General features: G+C 69.0%; 17 protein-coding genes. 4 read left to right on the forward strand and 13 right to left on the reverse strand.

The features are described from left to right. Positions 1–20 precede the first annotated feature (20 nt). On the reverse strand, positions 21–326 hold the full coding sequence (locus AC069I_RS02255) for an acyl carrier protein (RefSeq protein ID WP_020633351.1): 306 nt from the start codon (positions 324–326) through the stop codon (positions 21–23). Continuing rightward, on the reverse strand, positions 316–1,977 hold the full coding sequence (locus tag AC069I_RS02260; protein ID WP_478264684.1) for a fatty acyl-AMP ligase: 1,662 nt from the start codon (positions 1,975–1,977) through the stop codon (positions 316–318). Before AC069I_RS02260 ends, AC069I_RS02255 begins: the two co-directional genes overlap by 11 nt. Positions 1,978–2,027: 50 nt before the next feature. Here AC069I_RS02260 and AC069I_RS02265 point away from each other — a divergent pair, with 50 nt between their 5' ends. Further along, positions 2,028–2,960 (forward strand): cytochrome P450 family protein, encoded by a 933-nt coding sequence (locus tag AC069I_RS02265; protein WP_478224985.1) that lies wholly within the window; start codon positions 2,028–2,030, stop codon positions 2,958–2,960. Positions 2,961–2,964: 4 nt separating this feature from the next. On the opposite strand, the gene AC069I_RS02270 is transcribed toward AC069I_RS02265, so the two are convergent. From AC069I_RS02270 to rplM, 6 genes are all read right to left on the reverse strand, one after another. Then, complete coding sequence (locus tag AC069I_RS02270) at positions 2,965–3,450, reverse strand: hypothetical protein (protein ID WP_478264685.1); 486 nt, start codon at positions 3,448–3,450, stop codon at positions 2,965–2,967. 11 nt (positions 3,451–3,461) lie between these two features. Beyond that, positions 3,462–5,846, reverse strand: coding sequence for a hypothetical protein (locus AC069I_RS02275; protein ID WP_478264686.1), 2,385 nt, complete (start codon positions 5,844–5,846; stop codon positions 3,462–3,464). Next, the gene (locus tag AC069I_RS02280) at positions 5,846–6,160 is read right to left on the reverse strand and encodes a type VII secretion target (RefSeq protein WP_233621676.1); all 315 of its coding nucleotides are present in this window, start codon (positions 6,158–6,160) and stop codon (positions 5,846–5,848) included. The genes AC069I_RS02275 and AC069I_RS02280 overlap by 1 nt, the downstream gene beginning before the upstream one ends. Positions 6,161–6,238: 78 nt before the next feature. Then, on the reverse strand, positions 6,239–7,573 hold the full coding sequence (gene glmM / locus AC069I_RS02285) for a phosphoglucosamine mutase (RefSeq protein WP_478264687.1): 1,335 nt from the start codon (positions 7,571–7,573) through the stop codon (positions 6,239–6,241). A gap of 256 nt (positions 7,574–7,829) precedes the next feature. Then, positions 7,830–8,333 (reverse strand): 30S ribosomal protein S9, encoded by a 504-nt coding sequence (gene rpsI / locus AC069I_RS02290; protein WP_034304312.1) that lies wholly within the window; start codon positions 8,331–8,333, stop codon positions 7,830–7,832. A gap of 14 nt (positions 8,334–8,347) precedes the next feature. Continuing rightward, positions 8,348–8,800: a 50S ribosomal protein L13 gene (rplM, locus tag AC069I_RS02295; protein ID WP_005166833.1), complete on the reverse strand. Its 453-nt coding sequence runs from the start codon at positions 8,798–8,800 to the stop codon at positions 8,348–8,350. Between the two features lie 276 nt (positions 8,801–9,076). Between rplM and AC069I_RS02300 the strand changes: the two genes are divergently transcribed. Continuing rightward, entirely contained in the window at positions 9,077–9,967 is an 891-nt protein-coding gene (locus AC069I_RS02300) for a hypothetical protein (protein WP_465428999.1), read from the forward strand. Between the two features lie 59 nt (positions 9,968–10,026). Beyond that, positions 10,027–10,752, forward strand: coding sequence for a DUF4333 domain-containing protein (locus AC069I_RS02305; RefSeq protein WP_478264688.1), 726 nt, complete (start codon positions 10,027–10,029; stop codon positions 10,750–10,752). A gap of 124 nt (positions 10,753–10,876) precedes the next feature. Here the strand turns inward: AC069I_RS02305 and AC069I_RS02310 are convergent, their stop codons facing one another. The 5 genes from AC069I_RS02310 to eccCa all read right to left on the reverse strand — a co-directional run bounded on the left by AC069I_RS02310 (position 10,877) and on the right by eccCa (position 18,161). Beyond that, positions 10,877–11,161, reverse strand: coding sequence for a WXG100 family type VII secretion target (locus AC069I_RS02310; RefSeq protein ID WP_219146111.1), 285 nt, complete (start codon positions 11,159–11,161; stop codon positions 10,877–10,879). A 52-nt stretch (positions 11,162–11,213) separates the two neighbouring features. After that, complete coding sequence (locus AC069I_RS02315; RefSeq protein WP_091597926.1) at positions 11,214–11,534, reverse strand: WXG100 family type VII secretion target; 321 nt, start codon at positions 11,532–11,534, stop codon at positions 11,214–11,216. Positions 11,535–11,766: 232 nt separating this feature from the next. After that, positions 11,767–12,129: a hypothetical protein gene (locus AC069I_RS02320; RefSeq protein ID WP_478224980.1), complete on the reverse strand. Its 363-nt coding sequence runs from the start codon at positions 12,127–12,129 to the stop codon at positions 11,767–11,769. A gap of 12 nt (positions 12,130–12,141) precedes the next feature. Continuing rightward, entirely contained in the window at positions 12,142–14,085 is a 1,944-nt protein-coding gene (locus tag AC069I_RS02325; RefSeq protein WP_478224979.1) for a type VII secretion-associated protein, read from the reverse strand. A 68-nt stretch (positions 14,086–14,153) separates the two neighbouring features. Further along, positions 14,154–18,161, reverse strand: coding sequence for a type VII secretion protein EccCa (gene eccCa / locus AC069I_RS02330; protein WP_478224978.1), 4,008 nt, complete (start codon positions 18,159–18,161; stop codon positions 14,154–14,156). A gap of 469 nt (positions 18,162–18,630) precedes the next feature. Here eccCa and eccD point away from each other — a divergent pair, with 469 nt between their 5' ends. Beyond that, entirely contained in the window at positions 18,631–19,995 is a 1,365-nt protein-coding gene (eccD, locus tag AC069I_RS02335) for a type VII secretion integral membrane protein EccD (protein ID WP_340688809.1), read from the forward strand. Positions 19,996–20,007 lie beyond the last annotated feature (12 nt).

Genomic DNA, 20,007 nt, shown 5'->3' on the forward strand with positions numbered 1-20,007 from the left:
CAGGGACATTCACACCTTTGCTAACTCAAACGATTTCGGCGCAAGAAGCCTGGTAGACCGCGTTTCCGGGGTTTCGCACCCGCCTCGACCGCCTCGGCGAGCACGGTGGCCGCGCCGCGGATGTCGACCAGGCGATCCAGCTCGTCGAGGTCGATGTCGATGCCGAACTCCACCTCGACCGTCGCCAGGAGCCGGACGCGGCGCCGGGAGTCGACGCCCATCTCGGCGAAGGGTGTGTTCTCGTCGATGGTGTCCGGATCGACGTCGAAGGTCTCGCAGACGAGGGCCTTGATCTCGTCGACGTACTCGCTCCCGTCAGCTGCCATGGGGGGATTCTGTCCCATCCGCGGTCCAGTACCGCGTTCTGGCCGCGGAACGCGCGACCTTGCCGCTGGAGGTCCTCGGCAGTCCGCCGGGTTTGACCAGGAAGAAAGCACGAAACCGCACGTCGTGCCGCTCGGCGACGGCACGGGTGGCGGCCCGCGCGATCTCGGCTTCGTCGAAGTCCGGGGCCTTCCGAGCGCGCTCGGCGACGACGACGACACCCTCGCCTTCATCACCGTCGACCGAGAACGCGGCGACTCGTTCGGGCGCGAGAAGAGGATGCGCGGCGGCGACCGTCTCCTCGATGTCGTGGGGGCTGTGATTGCGGCCGTCGATGATGATCAGGTCCTTGATCCGGCCGGTCACCGACAGCCTGCCGTCGCGGATCATGCCCAGGTCGCCGGTGCGGAGCCAGCCGCCTTCCCCGTCGAGTTCGGCGCCGAACACCTCGGCGGTCAACTCCGGACGGCGCCAATACCCGGCGGCCACGTTGGGCCCCTTGACCCAGATCTCGCCCATGTCGACTTTAGCGGGCAAAACGCGATCCGGCGGGGGCACGACGCGGACCCGCTGCCCCCTGGGCCAGCCGATCTCGACGATTTCGCGGCCGTCCACCTCGGTCACCACCGGGCCGCCGGAATCGCCGCTGGCGACGTAGACCGTGGCTTCGGCCAGACCGTAGGACGGCCGGAACGCGCCCCTCGGAAAGCCATGGGGTTCATAAGCGGCGAGGAACTCCCGGACGGTCGCCGCCCGGACCGGTTCACTGCCGCTGAGCGCGATCGACACCGTCGAGAGGTCGTACTCGGCGCGCTTCAGCTCGGGCACGGCCTCGGTCACCAGGTCGTACGCGAAGTTCGGGGCCGCGGTGAGCGTGTTCGGATACGACGACATCAGCAGCAGCCAGCGCTCCGGGCGCCGGATGAACTCCAGCGGCGCGATGAACACCGTCCGGCCGCCGCAGTGCATCGTCCCCGCGAGCAACTGCGCCAGCCCCATGTCGTGGAAGAACGGGATCCAGCCGACGCATGTGGTGCGCTCGTCGACGTCGTAGGCGTCGCAGATCTGCCAGCAGGCGGCCGACAACGCCCGATGCGTGATGATCACGCCGGCGGGTGATCGCGTCGTGCCGGAGGTGTACTGCAGGTAGGCGGGGTCTTCGGGGGAGACCGGCGACGGCGGTGACTGGTCGGCCGGATCCAGCGGCAGGGTGTCGACGGCGATGATCTCGCGGGGCGCCGGAACCGCCTCGGCCCTGGCGAACTCGGTCAACCGCTCGACCAAGGACTCCGACGTGAGCCAGATGTCGGCGTCGCAATCGTTGAGGACCCCGACGAGCCGTTCGCGGTGAGCGCGGACGTCCGGTGCGGACAGTGGCACCGCGACAGCCCCGGCGTACAGCGCGCCGAAGAAGGCGACGACGTAAGAGAGGTCTTGCCGCGCCGTGATCGCCACGCGGTCTCCCGGCTGGATCACCTCACGCAGCTTCGCCGCGACAGCGCGGACGTGGACGAGCAGTTCGGCCCAGGTCAGCGTGTCCTCGACAGGCTCGTGCCGGTTCGAGCAGTCGAGGTGCGTGTACGCCGGACGATCGGCGTCGGCGCGTTCGAGCAGGCGGCGCACGAGCGGGGTCCGCAACACTTCGTCGGGCACTTCTGGTGACACTGGCACATCCTCCGGCCGCGCATGGGCATCATACGAACGTGGACGACTTCTTCGTGCTGGACGATCCGGCGGATCGCGCCAAGGCCCTGCGCGACCGCGAGCTCAGCTCGAACCCGGGCGGTGCCGCGGCCGAGACGCCGAACCTCCTGCTGATGGACGGCGCCGGCCACCGGCGGCTCCGCGCGGTTGTCAAGGAGGTCATCGCCCTCGTGGAGCCCCTCCCGGATGCCCTGCTCACAGACCTCCGCGTCACGATTAGCCCGCTAAAGTCGAGTGCGCGGTTCGACCTGGTCGCCGATTTCGCCAGGCCGGTGGCGGCCAGGGTGACGGAGGCGGTGCTGGGCACGGCCGAGCCACTCGGCGAGAAGCTGCTGACGAACCTTTCGGAGACCGCCGCGAATCTGGACGTCTGGGCGGGCGGGCCCGCCGGGGCCGACACCGCCGCGCTCAGGGTCGCGATGTTCTTCCTCAAAGCGACGGCTGTCGAAGGCGGCGGGCTGGCGCTGCTCCGCGAAGCGCACGAAGCAGGCCGGATCACCGAAGACGAGCTGATGATCACGCCGGTGATGCTCGCCCACGCGGCGTACGAGAACTCCATGAACTTCCTCGCCCTCGCCGGTCTCGAACTCCTACGCCGCCCGGACGTCCTCGACGACGTACGCGGCCTGATCCACGAAATCGCCCCGACTCGCTTCGCCGCCCGCCGCGTGACCGCGCCGTTCTCCTTGAAGGGCAAGGACTTCGCGGCCGGGGACAAACTGGCCATCCCGCTGGGCCCCGGCGACGAACTCGCCTTCGGCCTCGGCCGGCACACCTGCCCCGGCTCGCGAGTCGCGGTCGCCGAGGGCGAAGCCGCGCTTCGCGCCCTTGCCGAGATCCTGACTCCCGACCACGTCGCCGAGGAGGTGCGGTACAAGACGCACGCCGTCTTCCACGGCGTCGAGCGGGCCATCGTGGCGCTGCGAACCTGACCGCTCAGGTCGCCAGCCAGTCGGTGTTGGCGAAGTCGTCGTCGTCGCCCCGCGCGGCGGCCGCCCGCCGGTGCCGCCCGGCCGGACGCTCCTCCGCCACAGGCGCTGGAGGTGGCGGGGGCTGCGGCGGCGCGGGAACGGCCGGAGCAGGCGGCCGGTACGCGATCGGCGGCTCCTCGGCCGTCCGATACCCGGCGCGGCGCTCGTTCTCGGTCTCGTCCTCCTCGAACCCGAAGTCGCCGTCGTCCTCGACCTTCTCGCTGAGCGTCGACTCGGTCGCCCAGCCACCCGCGGCCGCCGTGCGCCGCTTCTGCTCGCTTCGGGCCGCAAGTGCCGCGCCGGTCTCCTGCTTGAGCTGGTCGCCCGCGGTCCGGCTGTCCTCGATCGCCTTGGTCACCCGGTTGTCGACCAGGTACATCCGGTCGCCGTTCTCGCGCTCCAGCCCGGCCAGCTTGTGCCGGAGTCTGGCGAGATCCTCCTCAGGATTCACTGACCCCTCCCCTAGCGGAAGCCGATGACGCCGTCGTCGTCGAGCGAACCGCTGATCCGGCTGCCCGTCGTCGTCGCGGTGTCGAACAGGCCGCCGTCGACCCGGTATCCGCTGGACGTGCGCTGCTGGTCTTCACCGGCCCCTTGCCCGCCTCCGGCCGCGCCGCCCATCATGCCCATGCCACCCATCATCCCCGCACCGGCCGCGGCCGGATCCTGGGTGCCCCCTCCCGGAGCGGAACCGAGCCCGGACGACGTCGAGGGAGCGGCCGCGCCGCCGCCGGTTCCGGCCGGATCCGACGTGTCACCGAGACCGTTGTCCCCGCCCTCGAACGGGTCGCTCAGCGACTGGGCCGTCGTCGATTCGGAATCGCCGTCCCCTGCCGCCGCCACCGGTTCGGCCTGCTGACCAGGCACGGGTGCTCCGCCGCCGGCCCCACCGGACGTGCCGTCGTGCGAGCGAACAGCCGCCTCTTCGACAGGCTGCGCCGCGGCGTGTCTTCCGGCCGCCTGCGGCGTGGCGTCCGGGCTCGCGTGACGGCCACCCGCGGATTCGTCCTCGCCCAAGGTGTATTTCGACGGCTGTCCCGAACCGTCGTCAACGGTCACCAGCGTCGGCCCGTCGGGACCGTTCGGCCGTTCCGCGGTGATCTTCAGGCCGCCGTCTTCGATATGGATCTTGCCATCGGGGCCCGGAGTCGCCGGTGGACGCGAGGCAGGCTGCTCGGCCCCGTCCCGGTGCGCGGGGCCGCCCGCCGCGTCCGACGTGGCCTTGCCGTCACCGAAGTCGAGGTCGTAGTCCTTGGCCTGGCCGGTGCCGTCCTGGACGGAGATGCCCATCTTCCCGTCGACACCGGGCTCGGCCATGGAGATCTTGCGGTCGCCCTGTTCGACCGTCACCGTTTCAGGCCGCGCGCCGTCGGTGCCGGTCTTGATCGCCTCACCCGTACGGGGGTCGATCGGATACGGCTCGCCCGTGGCCGGATCGATGTCGAGCGGCTTGTCCGTGACCGGGTTCTTCTCCTGGCCCGGAACTTCGGGCTTTTCCGGTTCCGGGAGTACGGTGTTGCTCGGCGTCATGTGCCCAGCGCCGCCACCAGCACCGGACGACGGGCCACCGCCACCGCTGGCGGGCGGGCCGCCACCGCCCTTCTCGACAGGTTTTTCGACCGGTTTCTCGCCGCCCGTTTCCGGGGTCTTGCCCAGATCCGCGAACGGATTCTCGACCACCTGGCCCAGCGAATCGAAGTACGCCTTCCACGCGCCGTTGATCGCGTCACGCGTGTTCTTGCACACCAGCTGGAAGTTCTCGATGTGCTTGCCGAACCAGCCGACGAAGACCTTTCCGAGCCATTCCACCGCTTGAGGTTTGAGGACCTCGTCGATGGTGCTCTGGTCGATGTCGCCGGCGTCGTCGTTGAACGCGTCCTTGGCTTCGATGCTCAGGAATTTGATGCAGTGGATGATGTCGTTCTGGCTGCACGAACCGTCGGCGATGCGGATGATCCGCTCGATGTCCTGCGCCGTGGCACCGTCGATGTTGTCGGTGTACCACTTCTGCAGCCACTCGACCTTCTCGCGGCAGAACTTGCCCACCGAGGCGTTGGTCCGCAGAAGCCCGTCACCCGCGGCTTTGAACGCCTCGGCGACCAGACCGGTCTTGTCCGAATAGGCCTTCTGGTAGGCCCTTGCCTGCTCGGCCGCGGCGCCTTCCCAGGTGCCGAGCGAATTACCCAGCTTTCCGGAGACGTCCTGCGCCGAACCGGCGATGGCCGTGCTGACCGCGGTCAGCTCATCCGCGCTCGCCTTGAAGAGGTTGAACGGGATGTTGTCCTGCTCGTGGTAAGCCGTTCGCAGGGTCTCGATCGCCACGACAGCGCCACCGGCCTTGGACAGGCTCACGGCGCGGACGTAGAGCGGATGGAAGACCTCGTAGACCTTGAAGCCCGACAGGCCGGGGACCATGATGTCGTTCGAATTGGCGCAGCCCGGGTCGGTCTCGGTGGCGCGTCCGGCGATCTCCTGGGTCTTCGCCGCGTCCCGGTTCAGGCCGTCGCGATCACCCTGTCGCCCCGCGGCCTGGTTCGCGTCGTACTTCTCGTGCGCGGTCTTGTAAGCCGCCTGGACCTCTTCCAGGGAACCGTCATTGAAGTTGAGGTCGCCCTCGGTGATCCAGTCACCGTTCATCGATTTGATGTAGTCCCGGAAGCCGTTCCGCTCGGCTTCGCTGGCGAACCCGCAGCTTTCCGGCGTCTCGTCCTCGATGTAGTCGATGTAGTTGAGGGCGAGCTCGCGTTTGGTGTCGCGATCGATGTTCGGGTCGTTGAGGATCTTCTCCACTTCGGCCCGGCTGGGAATGTCGTGTCCGGTGTCGCCACCGACGTCCGCGAGAGGCATCAGTGCTTCCTCATCTCGGCGGCGTTGGAGTCCTCATTGGACTGGTAGAGGTCCTTGGACGCCGCGAGTTTGCGGCCGAACTCGTCCGAAGCCGCGAGATAGCTGCGCGCGCACTTCGCCAGGCGCTGGATGCTCGCGGAGTACCCGCTGAAGCAATCCCCGTGCGCCGGGCCGAAACTCGCGGCGCTCAGGTTGATCTGCTCGACCGCTCCGATCGGCCCTTCGCAAGCCTGCTTGGGCAGGTCCTGCAGGACCTTGGCTGCCTCGTTCAGCTGCGCTGGATCGACCTTGTGCCCTTGACCGGCCACCGTCACCCTCCCCTAGGTATCCGCACACGGAATGTACCGGGCCGGTAACCCCAGCGCAGCGACTTGGAGAGATCGTGAGAGGGGTTACGAGGCGGAGGAGACGACTCCGGCGAGCCGGTCGGCGGCCGCCTGTGCGGTGTCGTGCGCGGGGGCCTCGACCATGACGCGGACCAGTTGCTCGGTGCCCGACGGGCGCAGCAGGACACGGCCTTCTTCGCCGAGTTCGGCCTCGACGGCGCCGACAGCGTCGCGGACCGCGGCCGAGACGGCGACCGCCGCCTTGTCCGCCACCGGGACGTTCACCAGCACCTGCGGCAGGCGGTTCATGACCGCGGCGAGCTCGGCGAGCGATTTGCCGGTCGACGCCATGCGGCTCATCACACACAGCGCGGTGAGGAGGCCGTCGCCGGTGGTCGCGTAGGCGGGAAGGACGACGTGGCCCGACTGCTCGCCGCCGAGCGCGAACCCGCTCGCGCGGAGCTCCTCGAGGACGTAGCGGTCGCCGACGGCGGTGGTGACGAGGTTGATGTCGTGCGCGCGCATCGCCAGGTGCAGGCCGAGGTTGCTCATCACGGTGGCGACCAGGGTGTTCTTGGTCAGCTCGCCGGTCTCGGCGAGGGCGAGCGCGAGGACGGCCATGATCTGGTCGCCGTCGACGAGTTCGCCCGAGGCGTCGACCGCGACACAGCGGTCGGCGTCACCGTCGTGCGCGATCCCGAGGTCGGCGCCGTGCTCGACGACGGCGGCACGCAACGCTTCCGGGTGATTCGACCCACAGTGCTCGTTGATGTTCACGCCGTCCGGGTCGGCGTGGATCGCGATGACCTCGGCACCGGCCTTGCGGTACACCTCGGGAGCGGCGAAGGAGGACGCGCCGTTCGCGCAGTCGACGACGACGCGCAGGCCCGCGAGCGGGTGCGGGGTGGCCGACAGCAGGTGCTGGATGTAGCGGTCACCCGCGTCGGGGACGTCCTTCACCCGGCCGACGCCGATGCCGGTCGGGCGGGTGACGGGAGCGGCGAGACCGGCTTCGATCTCGTCCTCGATTCCGTCGGGCAGTTTGTGGCCACCCGCCGCGAAGAGCTTGATGCCGTTGTCGGGCATGGGGTTGTGGGAGGCGGAGATCATCACGCCGAGATCCGCTTCGAGCGCGCCGACCAGGTACGCGACGGCGGGCGTCGGGAGGACGCCGAGACGGAGCACGTCGGCACCCGCGGACGTGAGGCCCGCCACGACGGCGGCCTCGAGCATCTCGCCACTGGCGCGCGGGTCACGGCCGACGACCGCGACCGGGCGGTGCGAACGGTCGTGGGCGGCCAGGACGCGGGCGGCGCTGGCGGCGAGCGAGAGCGCCAGCTCCGGGGTCAGCTCCTCGTTGGCGAGGCCACGTACGCCGTCGGTACCGAATAGACGAGCCATCTGTCGACCTCCTTGAAAAACCACCACGACAACCTAGCCAGTCCCCCTGCCTGCCCACCCGCACCCCCGTCTCGCCTTTAGCGGGCTAAACGCGACGCGCGCGACTTTAGCGGGCTAAACGTGACACGGGTGGGGCGCATGGGGCGGATGTGACTTGTGGGACTGGGGGCGAGCGGGGACCGAGGGACCCCGGAAACACGGAAGCGCCCATCCGAGAGACGGATGGGCGCTTCCGCGGGTTGCGCCAGAGGCGCGATCAGCGCTTGCTGTACTGCGGAGCCTTACGGGCCTTCTTGAGGCCGTACTTCTTCCGCTCCGTGGCGCGAGCGTCACGGGTCAGGAAGCCGGCCTTCTTCAGGGCCGGGCGGTCGTCGGCGTCGACCTCGACGAGCGCACGGGCGATCGCGAGACGGAGCGCGCCGGCCTGGCCCGAGATCCCGCCACCGTGCAGGTTGGCGAAGATGTCGAACGAGTCGGGCTTGTCGACCGTCACCAGCGGCTCACGGATGAGCTGCTGGTGCACCTTGTTCGGGAAGTACTCTTCGAGCGTGCGGCCGTTGAGCTTGAACTCACCGGTACCGGGAACGACGCGCACCCGGACGACGGCTTCCTTGCGACGGCCGACGGTCTGGGCGTTGCCACCGGCGGCACGCGACGGGCGCGGGGCGGCTGGGGTCTCGCTGGTCGCGACGGCGTCGCCGACCGGAGCGGTCTCCGTGGTCGCGACAGCCTCGACGGCCTCGGTCTCGGTGCTGGTCACAGACTGTTCCTCACTCACTGCGCGACCTGCGCGATCTTGGTGATCTCGCGCGCCTGCGGCTGCTGCGCGGCGTGCGGGTGCTCGGCACCGGCGTAGACCTTGAGCTTCTTCGCCTGGGCGCGGCCGAGCTTGTTCTTCGGGAGCATGCCCTTGACGACCTTCTCGAGCAGGTGCTCGGGCTTGGTGTCGAGCAGTTCGCCGAAGGAGCGCTTACGCAGACCACCGGGGTAACCGCTGTGCCGGTACGCGAACTTCTGCTCGCGCTTGTTACCGGTGAGCGCCACCTTCTCGGCGTTGACGATGATGACGAAGTCACCGGTGTCCACGTGCGGGGCGTAGGTCGGCTTGTGCTTGCCGCGCAGCAGCGTGGCGACCTCGGTCGCGAGCCGGCCGAGCACGACATCCTCGGCGTCGATCACGTGCCAGGCACGAGTGACGTCGCCGGGCTTGGGGCTGTACGTGGGCAAGGGTCTACCTCGTCGTCAACATTGCGTGTGGGTTCTGTGCGGGCCTAGCGCTTACGCGCCGCAGCGCACAACGACATATGAAGATACCCCCACGCCCGACCCTACTGCGAAGCGGGGGTCGGTCCGGGGTCCCATACTAGGACCGGCGCCCGGCGGGCGCCCCGCAACTGTACCTCGCCGGTGTGGCGGAACCGCCCACGGCATCGTCCTTCGCGGGAGAGGATGAGACGATCCGGACGCGCACCGCGCGCGGGGGACTCGATCAGGGGAACGGCGATGAACAAACGTCCAACGACCATCTTGTGCGTGCTGAGCGCCGTGCTGGCGCTCACGACCGCCTGCGGCCAGGGGCGGGCGGGCACCGCCGTGCCGAAGGGTGACGACGCGGCGTCCTACGTCGGCACGAAGTTCGAGACGGCGATGAACAAGCTCCAGGACACCATCGGCCAGCAGCGCGACGTCACCAGCGAGTCGGGCGCCTACTTCCGGTTCGACGAGAAGTACATCCGCAGCACGATCTCCTCGGCCCGCACCGGTTCGCCGGAAGGCCGGGTCAGCCGTCAGCGCTCGCAGAAGAACCCGGACGACAGCATCGACTGGTACACGCCCGCCGACGGGACCGTCGAGTACGTGTACCTCGGCCCCGTCTACAAGAGCCTCGCCCCGACACCGTGGGTCTCGATGCCGAAGTCGGAGGCCGGGCTGGCGATCCCGTGCGCCTGGGTCGGGATCATCACCGCCTGCAAGATGGCCGACGCGATCGCCGTGTCCTACAACGCGGACAAGAAGATCGTGAAGGGCGCCAAAAGCCTTCCGGAGAACCGGATCGAGCTGACCGCCGACATCCCGTTCGGGAAGTTCATGGAACGGCGGGTGGAGATCCTGCCGCCGTCGATCAGCGGGGCGGTCACGGCCGAGATGAAGAAGGCGCCGGTACGCACCACCGTCTCCCTCAACTCGGACGGGACGCTGAACCAGATCGTCATGGACGCCAAGATCGAGGGCGGCGGGCACAAGATCGAGCTGCGCTACGACTTCCGCTTTACCGGCAAGGCGAGTGCGCAGGACCTGCCACGGCTGCCCGACGCCTCGCAGATCACCGTGCTGCCGGACAAGGCGGCCAAGGACGACTTCAACCGCCGCTTCAGCGAGTTGAAGGGCGTCTGAGGCATGGCCCCCTTCCGTCCCGACGCCGTGAAGTTCCCGAAGTCCCGAGGTGACCACCGATGAGCCAGCCCCCCGAACAGCAGCCGCAGCAGTGGTGGCAGCCGCCCGCGAATCCCGCGAACCAGCAGCAGGGCTGGCAGCAGGAAGGCCAGGCCACCGGACCGCATGCCGGGCAGTGGCAGCAGAACGACCCGAACGCGGCGACCACCGGTTCCTACACGGGACAGTGGCAGCAGCAGCCCGGCGTCACCGGCTCCTTTTCCGGGCCATGGCAGCAAAGCGGCACTCCCACACCGGGGACGGCGTGGCAGCAACCGCAGCAGCAGCCAGCGCCGCAGCAGCAGGATTGGCAGGCACCGCAACAGGTTCCGCAGGGACAGTACGGCGGAGGGTTCCAGCCCGCCCAGCAGACACAGTCTTCTCAGTACGGCGGGCTCGGCGCTTTCGGGGCAGAGCCGGCGAAGAAGCCCAAGGCTTCCAAGAAGACCTTGCTGATCGGCGGGATCGCGGCGGCCGTCGTGATCGCGGGTGGCGTCGGCGCTTGGCTGCTCGGCGCGTTCGCGGGTGACACGCTCGACCAGAAGTCGGTCCAGGACGGTGTCGTCCGGGTGCTCAACGAGCACTACGGGGAGCCGGACGTGAAGAACGTGTCCTGTCCTTCCGGCCAGCCGGTGGAGAACGGCACCACGTTCGACTGCTCGATCGATCTTTCGGGGCAGCAGAAGAAAGTCACCGTCCGGGTGCTGAACACCACCCCGGAATTCGAGGTCGGCTCGCCGCACTGATCCCGCTGCCGGACAAGAAAAGCCGCGACGGTCCCCGTCGCGGCTTTTCCTTTGACACGAACGAAACGGCGGGCTCGGCATCCGAAGATGCCTGCCCGCCGTTGCTCGTTCGGAGCCGGAAGACTCAGAACAGGCCGGTGACGCCCTGTTCCGTGGCCTGGTAACCGTCGGCCAGCTGCGGCAGCACGCCGGCGACCTGCGCGAGCAGCTGCTTGAGCTCCTCGAACTTGTTGTCCCACTCGGTCTGCGCGGCGATGTACGCGGTCTGCGCGTCACCCTGCCAGGTGTTGACCAGCGGAGCGAGGTCGCTCTTCAGCTGTCCGAAGAGGGACTCCAGCTCGCCGCCGGTGTTCTTGCAGTCGTCGGCCGCCGCGTGGATCGTGGCGTAATCGACCTTCATCTCGCCCATGAATTCCTCCAGTGATTAAGAAAAGTCTTGGATTTTGCGGGGTGGAGCCAGATCAGCCGAGGACGCCGAAGCCCTTGTTGACCGAGTTGATGAGTTCCTGCTGCTGCTGCTCGGAAGCGTTGTACTTCGAGCCGGCCTGCTCGAGCAGGTCACCGATGTTCTGGAGGGCCTGGTTGAGCCCACGGCCCGCCTCGTCGAAGCGCTTCATCACGTTGTTGAACGCGATCGAGGCGTCGCCGGTCCAGCCGGCGCGGGTGGCCTCGATGTTGTCGCGAAGCTTGCTCAGGTTCTGGTCCATCGAAACGCGAACCTCGGTCACCCGCTTCTCAGCCTGGGTGAACTGCTCGACATTCCCCTGAAAACCGCCAGCCATGGGAGCTACCCCCTTCGTTCGTGGTTATCCGTACTTGGTGAAGTTCGTTCGGTACGGACCTACGACGGAGACACTGCCACGTCTGGTTCCCTCTTGTCGCTCGTTGGTTTCAAGTAGTTGCTTGCGTTAACGCTCCCGGCGGGAACCGGACGCGGGAACTCGGCGCGCACGCTGCGTTTCGCGCGGGGAAAATGGCCTTCACCATGCGATTTAGCGAATGCACACAGGCCGTTCAATCGCCACGGCTCATGATTCGCGACTGCGAAAAGTCCTCGTCGTCGTCACCCACACGTGGCCGTCTGGGCGCCGGTTCTGGCCGAAGGGGAACCAAGTCCGCCGCCGAGGGCAAAGCGGGGACCGGAAGACCGGCGCCCACACGGAACCGTTTCGCCGCGTTCCGGACGACGGCGGGAGTCGGCGCGGTCTCGCCGCCCGCGAGCCGTCCCTTGCCGAATTGCTTCGCCAGTTCGGCGTTCTCACCCCGGCGGCGTTCGTAGCGCGCCTTGGCCATGCGGGCGACCTGCCGCGCATAAGTGACCGCGTCGCGCCCTGTACGCGCGAAGTGTTCGGCGGCGGTCTCGGGTTCGGGTGGCATGTGCCTCCCCCTTCAGTTGATGACCACCATCGTCTTGACGACCTGCTCGCAGGCCGCGCTCACGCGTTGTTCGAGTGGCGAGCCGGTGCCGTACTGGCACCCGATGTGGACGCGAGTCTTTCCCTGCACGACGACGTACCAGTCGACGCGCGCGCTCGGCTTGGTCTCGCGGTAGTAGATGACGGTCTTCCCGGCGTACTGCGCGGCGCCGTTGAAGCCGCTGTACTTGTCCGGCTCTCGCCGCGCCAGCGCGGCGAGTTCGTCGACGAGCTTCTGTCTGTCGGCCGTCGCGTCGTAGTCCATCACGTTCTCCTGGGCGACCACGAGGTCGTCGCCCGTGAGGGATTCGCTGGGGTGGATCACCACCTGACGCTTGGCGACACGGTCGTCGGTCTGTGTCCAGTCCGGCGGCGCGATGAAGCGGTAGTCGTACTGGGCGAGCGTGCGGCCCTCCGGCTCGGCCTCCCCGCTGTTGACCGCGAAGAGGATGCCTCCGACGACCGCCGCGACGGCCACCACGGCCCCGGCGATGATCCAGGGCAGCTTCTTGTTCTTCCCGCCGCCCTCGGTGGCCTTGGGCTCCCGGGCGGGCTCACCCGGCCGCCACGGCGGCGGGGGTGCCGCTATCCCCTGCTGTCCCATCGGAGGCGACGGCGGCCCCTGCCGCGTCGCGTTTAGCGGGCTAAACGCGCTCTGCGGGGGTGGGCCGGGCGGGAACGGGGGCCGCGGGGCGTCGGGACGCCGGTCGGTGGGGACGGGCGCGGGGCCGCCCCCGGCACGGGAGACCGCGGAGCCCGCGAGCGAACCCGTCCGGTCCGGGTCGATCAGCACCGCACGCAGGGCACCGCGGGCGACCACGGTCTCCGGCTGGTCCAGGGTCGTCGGTACGACACCGGTCCGCTCGTGCACCAGCCGGGACACCATCGGGATCCGGCTCGACCCGCCGACGAGGAAGATCGCCGTCAGCTGCTTCGGCCGCAGCCCGGAATCGCCGATCGCGGCCACGGTCAGCTCGACCGCGCGGCCGAGCGGGCCCGCGATGAGCCGCTCGAGGTCTTCCCGGGTCACGTGGGCGTCGGCGAACGGCGGTGGCATGGGGACGTCGGTGTACGCGTGCCGGGAAAGCGTCTCCTTCGCGCCGCGCACGTCCTGCCGCAGGACGCGCCGCCGCCGTCTGTCCGTGAGCTCGCGGCCCTCGACGAGCTTCCGCCATTCCGGCGGATCGGCCGACGACACCAGCGAACCCACGTGCTCCAGGAGCGCCTGATCGACATCCGCTCCCCCGAAGCTCGGGTCACCCCGGGTGGCCAGCACCTGGAACCCGGCGCGTTTAGCGGGCAAACTGCGATCCGCAGGGCTGCCGGGCATGCGCTGCACCACGGAGACGTCGACGGTGCCACCGCCGAGGTCGAGTACCGCCAGCGCGTCGCCGGGACGGCCGCTGAACTCGACGGTGCGCTCGGAATTGAGGTCGGCAGGGGCGAACGTCGCCGCGTGATAGACCGCCGCGGCGACCGGCTCCGGCACGAGCGCGACCTGACGCGCGAGCCCGCCCGCCGCCTGCCGGAGCAGCCGGGTGCGGGTCGCGCCCCAATCGGCGGGATGGGTCAGGACGAGCAGCTCGACCTCGGCGTCGCCGGCGAGCCGGCGCGCCTCGGTCACCGCGCGCTTCAGCACGGCGTGGACGACGTCGGTCACGCGCAGGACGTTGTCGCCCAGCAGCAGGTCGCCTTCGTCGATCCGGCGCTTCGGGTTCGGCTCGTAGCGCGACGGATCCACCGCCGCCTGCCGCTCCGCCTCCTGGCCGACGAACAGCGTCCCGTCCGGCGCGGCGTAGACCGCCGACGACATCAAGGGCTGCCCGTCCACCACGACGACCTGCGGCTCGCGGCCGTTGATCGAAGCGACTACGCAGGTGCTCGATGTCCCGAAGTCCACCGCTACCCGCACTGTCACAAGCCACTCCCGCAGATCGTCGTCGTCACCCCACGCCCGGCCCTTGCCTCACCTGGTTCCGCGGGAGGTCAGTCCGGCTGGATCCACGAGACCTGCATGAGCTGCTTGCCGTGCTTCCGGGTCACGAGGTTGCCTCGGCCAGGCGGCATCTGGCTCGGCTTCACGTTGGCGACCAGGTTGCCCTCGTCCCGCGAGCCGTTCATGACCATACCGGGCGCCGCGATCTCCCTGAGCTTGCCGAGGATCGGGTCGAACATCGCCCGGCTCGCGCCACCACTGCGGCGCACGACGACGATGTGCAGACCGACGTCCTTCGCCTGCGCGAGGAATTCGGCGAGCGGCTTCAGCGGGTTACTCGTCTGCGTGGCGACCAGGTCGTAGTCGTCGACGATGACGAACAGCTCGGGACCGGTCCACCAGGACCGGGTCTTGAGCTGTTCCTGCGTGACGTCCGGACCGGGGAGGCGCCGGGTCATCGACCCGTGCACGTCCTTGACCATGCTCTCCAGCTGCGCGGCGGACACCGCGTAGCCGAGCAGCTGGTCCCCGCCGATGAAGCCGAGCATCGTGCGCCGGTAGTCGACGAGGATGATGACCGCTTCCTGCGTCGTGTACCGCTCGGTGATGCCCCTGGTGATCTGGCGCAGCAGGTTCGTCTTGCCCGACTCGCCGTCCGCGAACGCGTAGAAGTGCGAATCGGCCGCGAAGTCGAGGTAGATCGGCTGGAGGTCTTCCTCGTTGACGCCGATCGGCACCAGCTTCGTGTTGCGCTTGGTGTCGATGCTGAGGACCTCGTCGTAGGTGACCATCTCGGGCAGCAGGCGGACCTGCGGCGCCGGGCGGCCCTTCCACGCGGCCTTGATCTTCGCGACCGCGTCGGCGACGCCGGCGGCGACGTCGTCCGGGTTGCTCGATCCGTCGATACGCGGAAGACCGGTCAGCAGGTGGAGCTTGTCCCTGGTGAGACCACGGCCGGGGCGTCCGGCCGGGACGTTCACCGCGACCCGGCGGTCGATGTCCGACTCGCTCGGGTCACCGAGGCGGAGCTCGAACCGGGTACCGATCATGTCCTTGATCGCCGGGCGGATGTCCGCCCACCGGTTCGCCGCGATGATGACGTGCACACCGTAGGAAAGACCCTGGGTGGCGAGCTTGGTGATCGAGGTCTCCAGCTCGTCGAAGTCGTCCCGCAGCGCCTTCCAGTTGTCGACGATCAGGAAGGCGTCACCGAAGGCGTCTTCCTCGGGCTTGATCTCGCCCCGCCGTTTGCGGTTGCGGAACTCGTTCATCGAGTCGATGCCCATCGCACCGAACCGGCCTTCCCGCTCGGTGAGCAGGGTGGTCAGCTCGGCCACGATCCGGCGGGCCTTGTCCGGCTCGCGCCGGGCGACGGCCACGCCACCGACGTGCGGCAGGCCCTGGAGACCGGCCAACGTACCGCCACCGAGGTCGAGCGCGTAGAACTGCGCTTCCTCGGGGGTGTGGGTCAGCGCCATCGACATGATCAGCGTCCGGAGCATGGTCGACTTGCCCGACTGCGGACCGCCGACGATCACACCGTGCCCGGCGCCACCGGAGAAGTCGGCCCACAGCAGGTCACGACGCTGCTCGTACGGGCGGTCGACGATACCCATCGGCACCTGGAGCCGTCCGTTGCCGAAGAACCCGACCGGGGAAAGACCGCGGTCGTCGGTGGGGTTCAGGTTCGGCAGCAGGGTGTCGAGCGAGTTCGGCTCCTTGAGCGGCGGCAGCCAGACCTCGTGCGCGGGCGGGCCCTGGCCGATCAGCCGGGACACGATCACGTCGAGCTCACTGGGCTCGACGGCCTCCTCCGACTTGGCCTCTTCCACCGGCGCGGCCTCGATCTGCTGCGGCTCCGGTTCCTTCGGCAGTTCGACGAAGTCCGGGACGAACAGCTGCGGGCGCTTGTCCGCGCGGACCACGGTCGCGACCGGGCCGGCGGCCTTGATGCCCGCGGGCCGGTACGGACCCGAGACGTACGAGGCCTTGAACCGCACCAGCGTCGAGGTGTCGTACTTGAGGTAACCGCCACCGGGCACGGACGGCAGCTCGAACGCGTCGGGCACGCCGATCGCGGCACGGGATTCCGCGGCGGAGAAGGTCTTCAGACCGATGCGGTAGGAAAGGTGCGAGTCGAGACCGCGCAGCTTGCCCTCTTCCAGCCGCTGCGACGCGAGGAGCATGTGCATCTGCAGCGACCGGCCCAGACGGCCGATGGCGACGAACAGATCGATGAAGTCCGGCTTGGCGGCCAGCAGCTCGGAGAACTCGTCACAGACGATGAAGAGCGCGGGCAGCGGGTCGAGGTCGGCGCCGTTCTCGCGGGCCTTCTCGTACTCCCAGACGTTCTTGAAGTTACCGCCGTTCTTCAGCGCCTCCTGGCGCCTGTTCATCTCGCCCGCCAGCGCGTCCTTCATCCGGTCGACCAGCGTGACCTCGTCCGCGAGGTTGGTGATGACCGCGGAGACGTGCGGGGCGGCGTCCAGGCCGAGGAACGTCGCACCACCCTTGAAGTCGACGAGGACGAAGTTCAGCGTGCTCGACGAGTGCGTGGCGAGCATGCCCAGCACCAGGGTGCGGAGGAACTCCGACTTACCGGAACCGGTCGCCCCGATGCACAGGCCGTGCGGGCCCATGCCCTCCATCGCGGCTTCCTTGATGTCCAGCTCGACCGGCTGGCCGTACTCGCCGACGCCGAACGGGACGCGGTAGCGGTCTCGCACCGGACGCGGCCGCCAGGCCTGCTGGACGTCGAAGGTCATCGGGTCGCCGGGGATGCCCAGCAGCTCCAGAAGACCGGGGTTGGACAGCAGCGGCTCTTCCTCGGCGGCGTCCTGCGCGGCGGTGCCGACGCGGTACGGGGCGAGGAGCCGGGCCAGCGCTTCGGCCTCGACCACGCTGAGCGTGTCCGGACGGCCGAACCATTCGACGCCGCCGGCGCTGCGCGCGCCGAGGCGGTCTTCCTCGACGACCAGCCGCAGACCACGACGGGCCGCGAGGTTGCCGATGGAGTCGGAAAGGTCGATCAGGGTGACGCCGACCAGACCCTCTTCGAGGATGATCTGCTCCTCGCGGGTGACCTCGGCGTCGTCGACGATGATGACGACGTGCGGCTGGTCCGGGGCGGGCGTCGCGTTGCGGGAGAACCGCTGGCGGTCACGGAGTTCCTCGTCGAGCCACTGCTCGATCTGCGCGAGGGAGCCCGCCATCATCCGCAGCTGGCCGATACCGTCGGCGAGCGCCGGGTGCTGGGCGTGCGGCAGCCACTTCGCCCACTCCCATTCCTCCTTGGCACGGCCCGCCGTGGCGACCGCGATGAGGACGTCGTCGGGGCTGTGGAAGGTGACCAGCTGGGCCAGCATCGCGCGGGTGAGGCCGCGGGTCAGACCGCGGTCGCCCTGCATACTGACCGCGGCGAACCCGCGGAGGGTGATCTGGGTCGGCAGGTCCGGGACGATCGAGTGCGCGCGGACGAACCGGCGCAGGGCGAGCGTGGCGATCGGCTCCAGCTCGTCGACCGGGCCGGTCTGCGGCGGCACCAGCCGCGTCGCGAGGCGGTGCGAGCTGCGGCCGACGCGGAGGTGGAGGAAGTCCTGGTCGTTCTGGCGGCGTTCCCACATGCGGCGGCTCGCGGCCAGCGACCACATGGTCTGCGGGTCGGGGTGGACCCATTCGAGAGCGGCGCGCTGGTCGACCATGGCCTCGCGGGCCCTGTCGCGCATCTGGCCGAGGTAGCGCAGGTAGTCCTTGCGGTCCTCGTCCATCTCGGCCTTTTTGGCGCCGCCGCCCTTGCCCGCGCCGCCGGCCATCATGCCGACGGTGCTGAGCACCATCATGCCGCCCATCATCATCATCATGGGATTACGTCCACCGGTGGTGAACATGAAGATCATCATCCCGATGGAGGCGACGATCATCACCGCGGGAAGCAGCTTCATGACGATGTTGCCCGGGATGGTGCGCGGCACCTCAGGCGGCGGTTCGAGATGCACCTCGCCGCCCGGCGGCCGCGGCGCCGCCAGACGCGGTGACTTCTTGAACTGCAGCGTGCTCATCGAAGGACCCCTCTTCAAACTCGACGATGGCGGCCACCGTTGGTGCGCGTACTGGTGCGCGAGACAACCTATCGAACGTGGCCGGTGAAATCCGGACAACGCCGAGAACGGCCCCGGCCGGGGCCGTACGCATGTCGGGAGTGTAGGGCTCCGGCTCCGCCGACATGCGTTTAGCGGCCTAACTGCGATCCGGCGGCCCAGAGGCCCGACGTGCGTTTAGCCCCCTAATCGCGATCTGGCGGTCGGGGCCCGCTCAAGTGCCCAGGGCTCTGGCGCGTCACGATTAGGGGGCTAAAGTCGACGCGCCGGCAGCTGATCTGAGGGGCTCGGAGGTCGCCTCTCCTACTTTTGCCGGTCTTTTTCCGACAGTCGATGATGTGGGCACCCGGGTTCGGTATAGGTTCCCCCGGGAGCAGACTCTCAGGGCAGGGGGAAGGCAGTGGCAACGGGCACGACGGTATTCAGCAGGGTGACGGTGGTCGCGCCACGCACCCGGATCGACGTGGCTTTGCCGGCTGACGTCGCGGTGGCGGACCTGCTGCCCATGCTGTTGGAGATGGCGAAGGAGGCGACGCCGGACGGCGGCGCCCGCCACGGCGGCTGGGCGCTGGCGAAGCTGGGCGACGCACCGCTAGACCCGAGCCGGACCCTCGCGTCCCTCGGTGTGGTCGACGGCGAGCTGCTGCAGCTGCGCAAGCGCAACGAGAACCCGCCGCCTCCGCTCTACGACGACGTCGTCGACGCGATCGCGGAGTCGTCTCCGGACAGCTTCCGTCCGTGGACCAAGGAGACGGCACGCCGCTTCGGGCACATCGCGGGCGGCCTCGCGCTGTTCTTCGCGGCCCTCGCGCTCTTCACCAGTGGCTCTTTCTACGGCGGTAACGCGCTCGCCGCCGCGATCGCCGGCGGTGTCGGCGCGATCGCGTGCGTCGCGATCGGCGCGACACTGGCCAAGGCGTACCAGGCCGAGGCGACCGGCGTCCTGATCGCCGCCGCGGGCGGTCTGCCGCTGGCTTTCGTCAGCGGGTTCTACATCGTGCCGGGGCTGTCCCTGTGGGCGAACCTGCTGCTCGCGAGCACTCTGGTGATCATCGTGGCGGCGGTCTGCATTCTCGTCATCGGACACGGGATCACCACCTTCATCGCGGCCGCGACGACGGCCACGATCTCGGCGCTGACGTTCCTGGCCGCGACGCTCATCGACACCCCGATCGCCGGGATCGCCGCCGGCGCCACCGCGTTCTCGCTGGCCTGCATCTCGATCCTGCCGCGCGCGACGATCAAGCTCGCCGCCCTTCCGACGCCGCACGTTCCCGGCAGCGCCGAAGAGCTCAAGGAAGACTCGGGCTTCCCGGACTACCGCGCCATCGAACGCCGCACCGCGGTCGCCCACGAGTACATGACCGGTCTGCTGACCGGCTGCGGCGCGGCCACGGCGTTGTTCGCGATCATCGCCTCGACTTCGCCGACGGTCTTCGGGCCGATCCTCGGTGTGATCGCCACGCTGGTCCTGCTCCTCAGGGCGCGGGCGTACGCGAACGGCGCGCAGGCCATCGCCCTGCTGACCACCGGCATGGTGTCCGGCGCGGGCATTCTGCTCGGCTGGATGTGGTCGGCGAGCCCGCTGAACCGCGTCCTTTTCGTGTTCGGCGCGCTGCTGCTGATCGGCGCGGGCGCGCTCGTGGTCGGCGTGATCTTCCCGAACCAGCGCTTCTCGCCACCGCTGCGGCGGACGGTGGAGATCTTCGAGGCCGTCTTCATCGCGACGGTGCTCCCGCTGGCGCTCGGCGTCATGGATCTCTACACGACGCTGCGCCACCTCAACTTCAAGTGACGACCCGATCGG

The sequence above is a fragment of the Amycolatopsis sp. NPDC043885 genome (genome assembly GCF_056435685.1).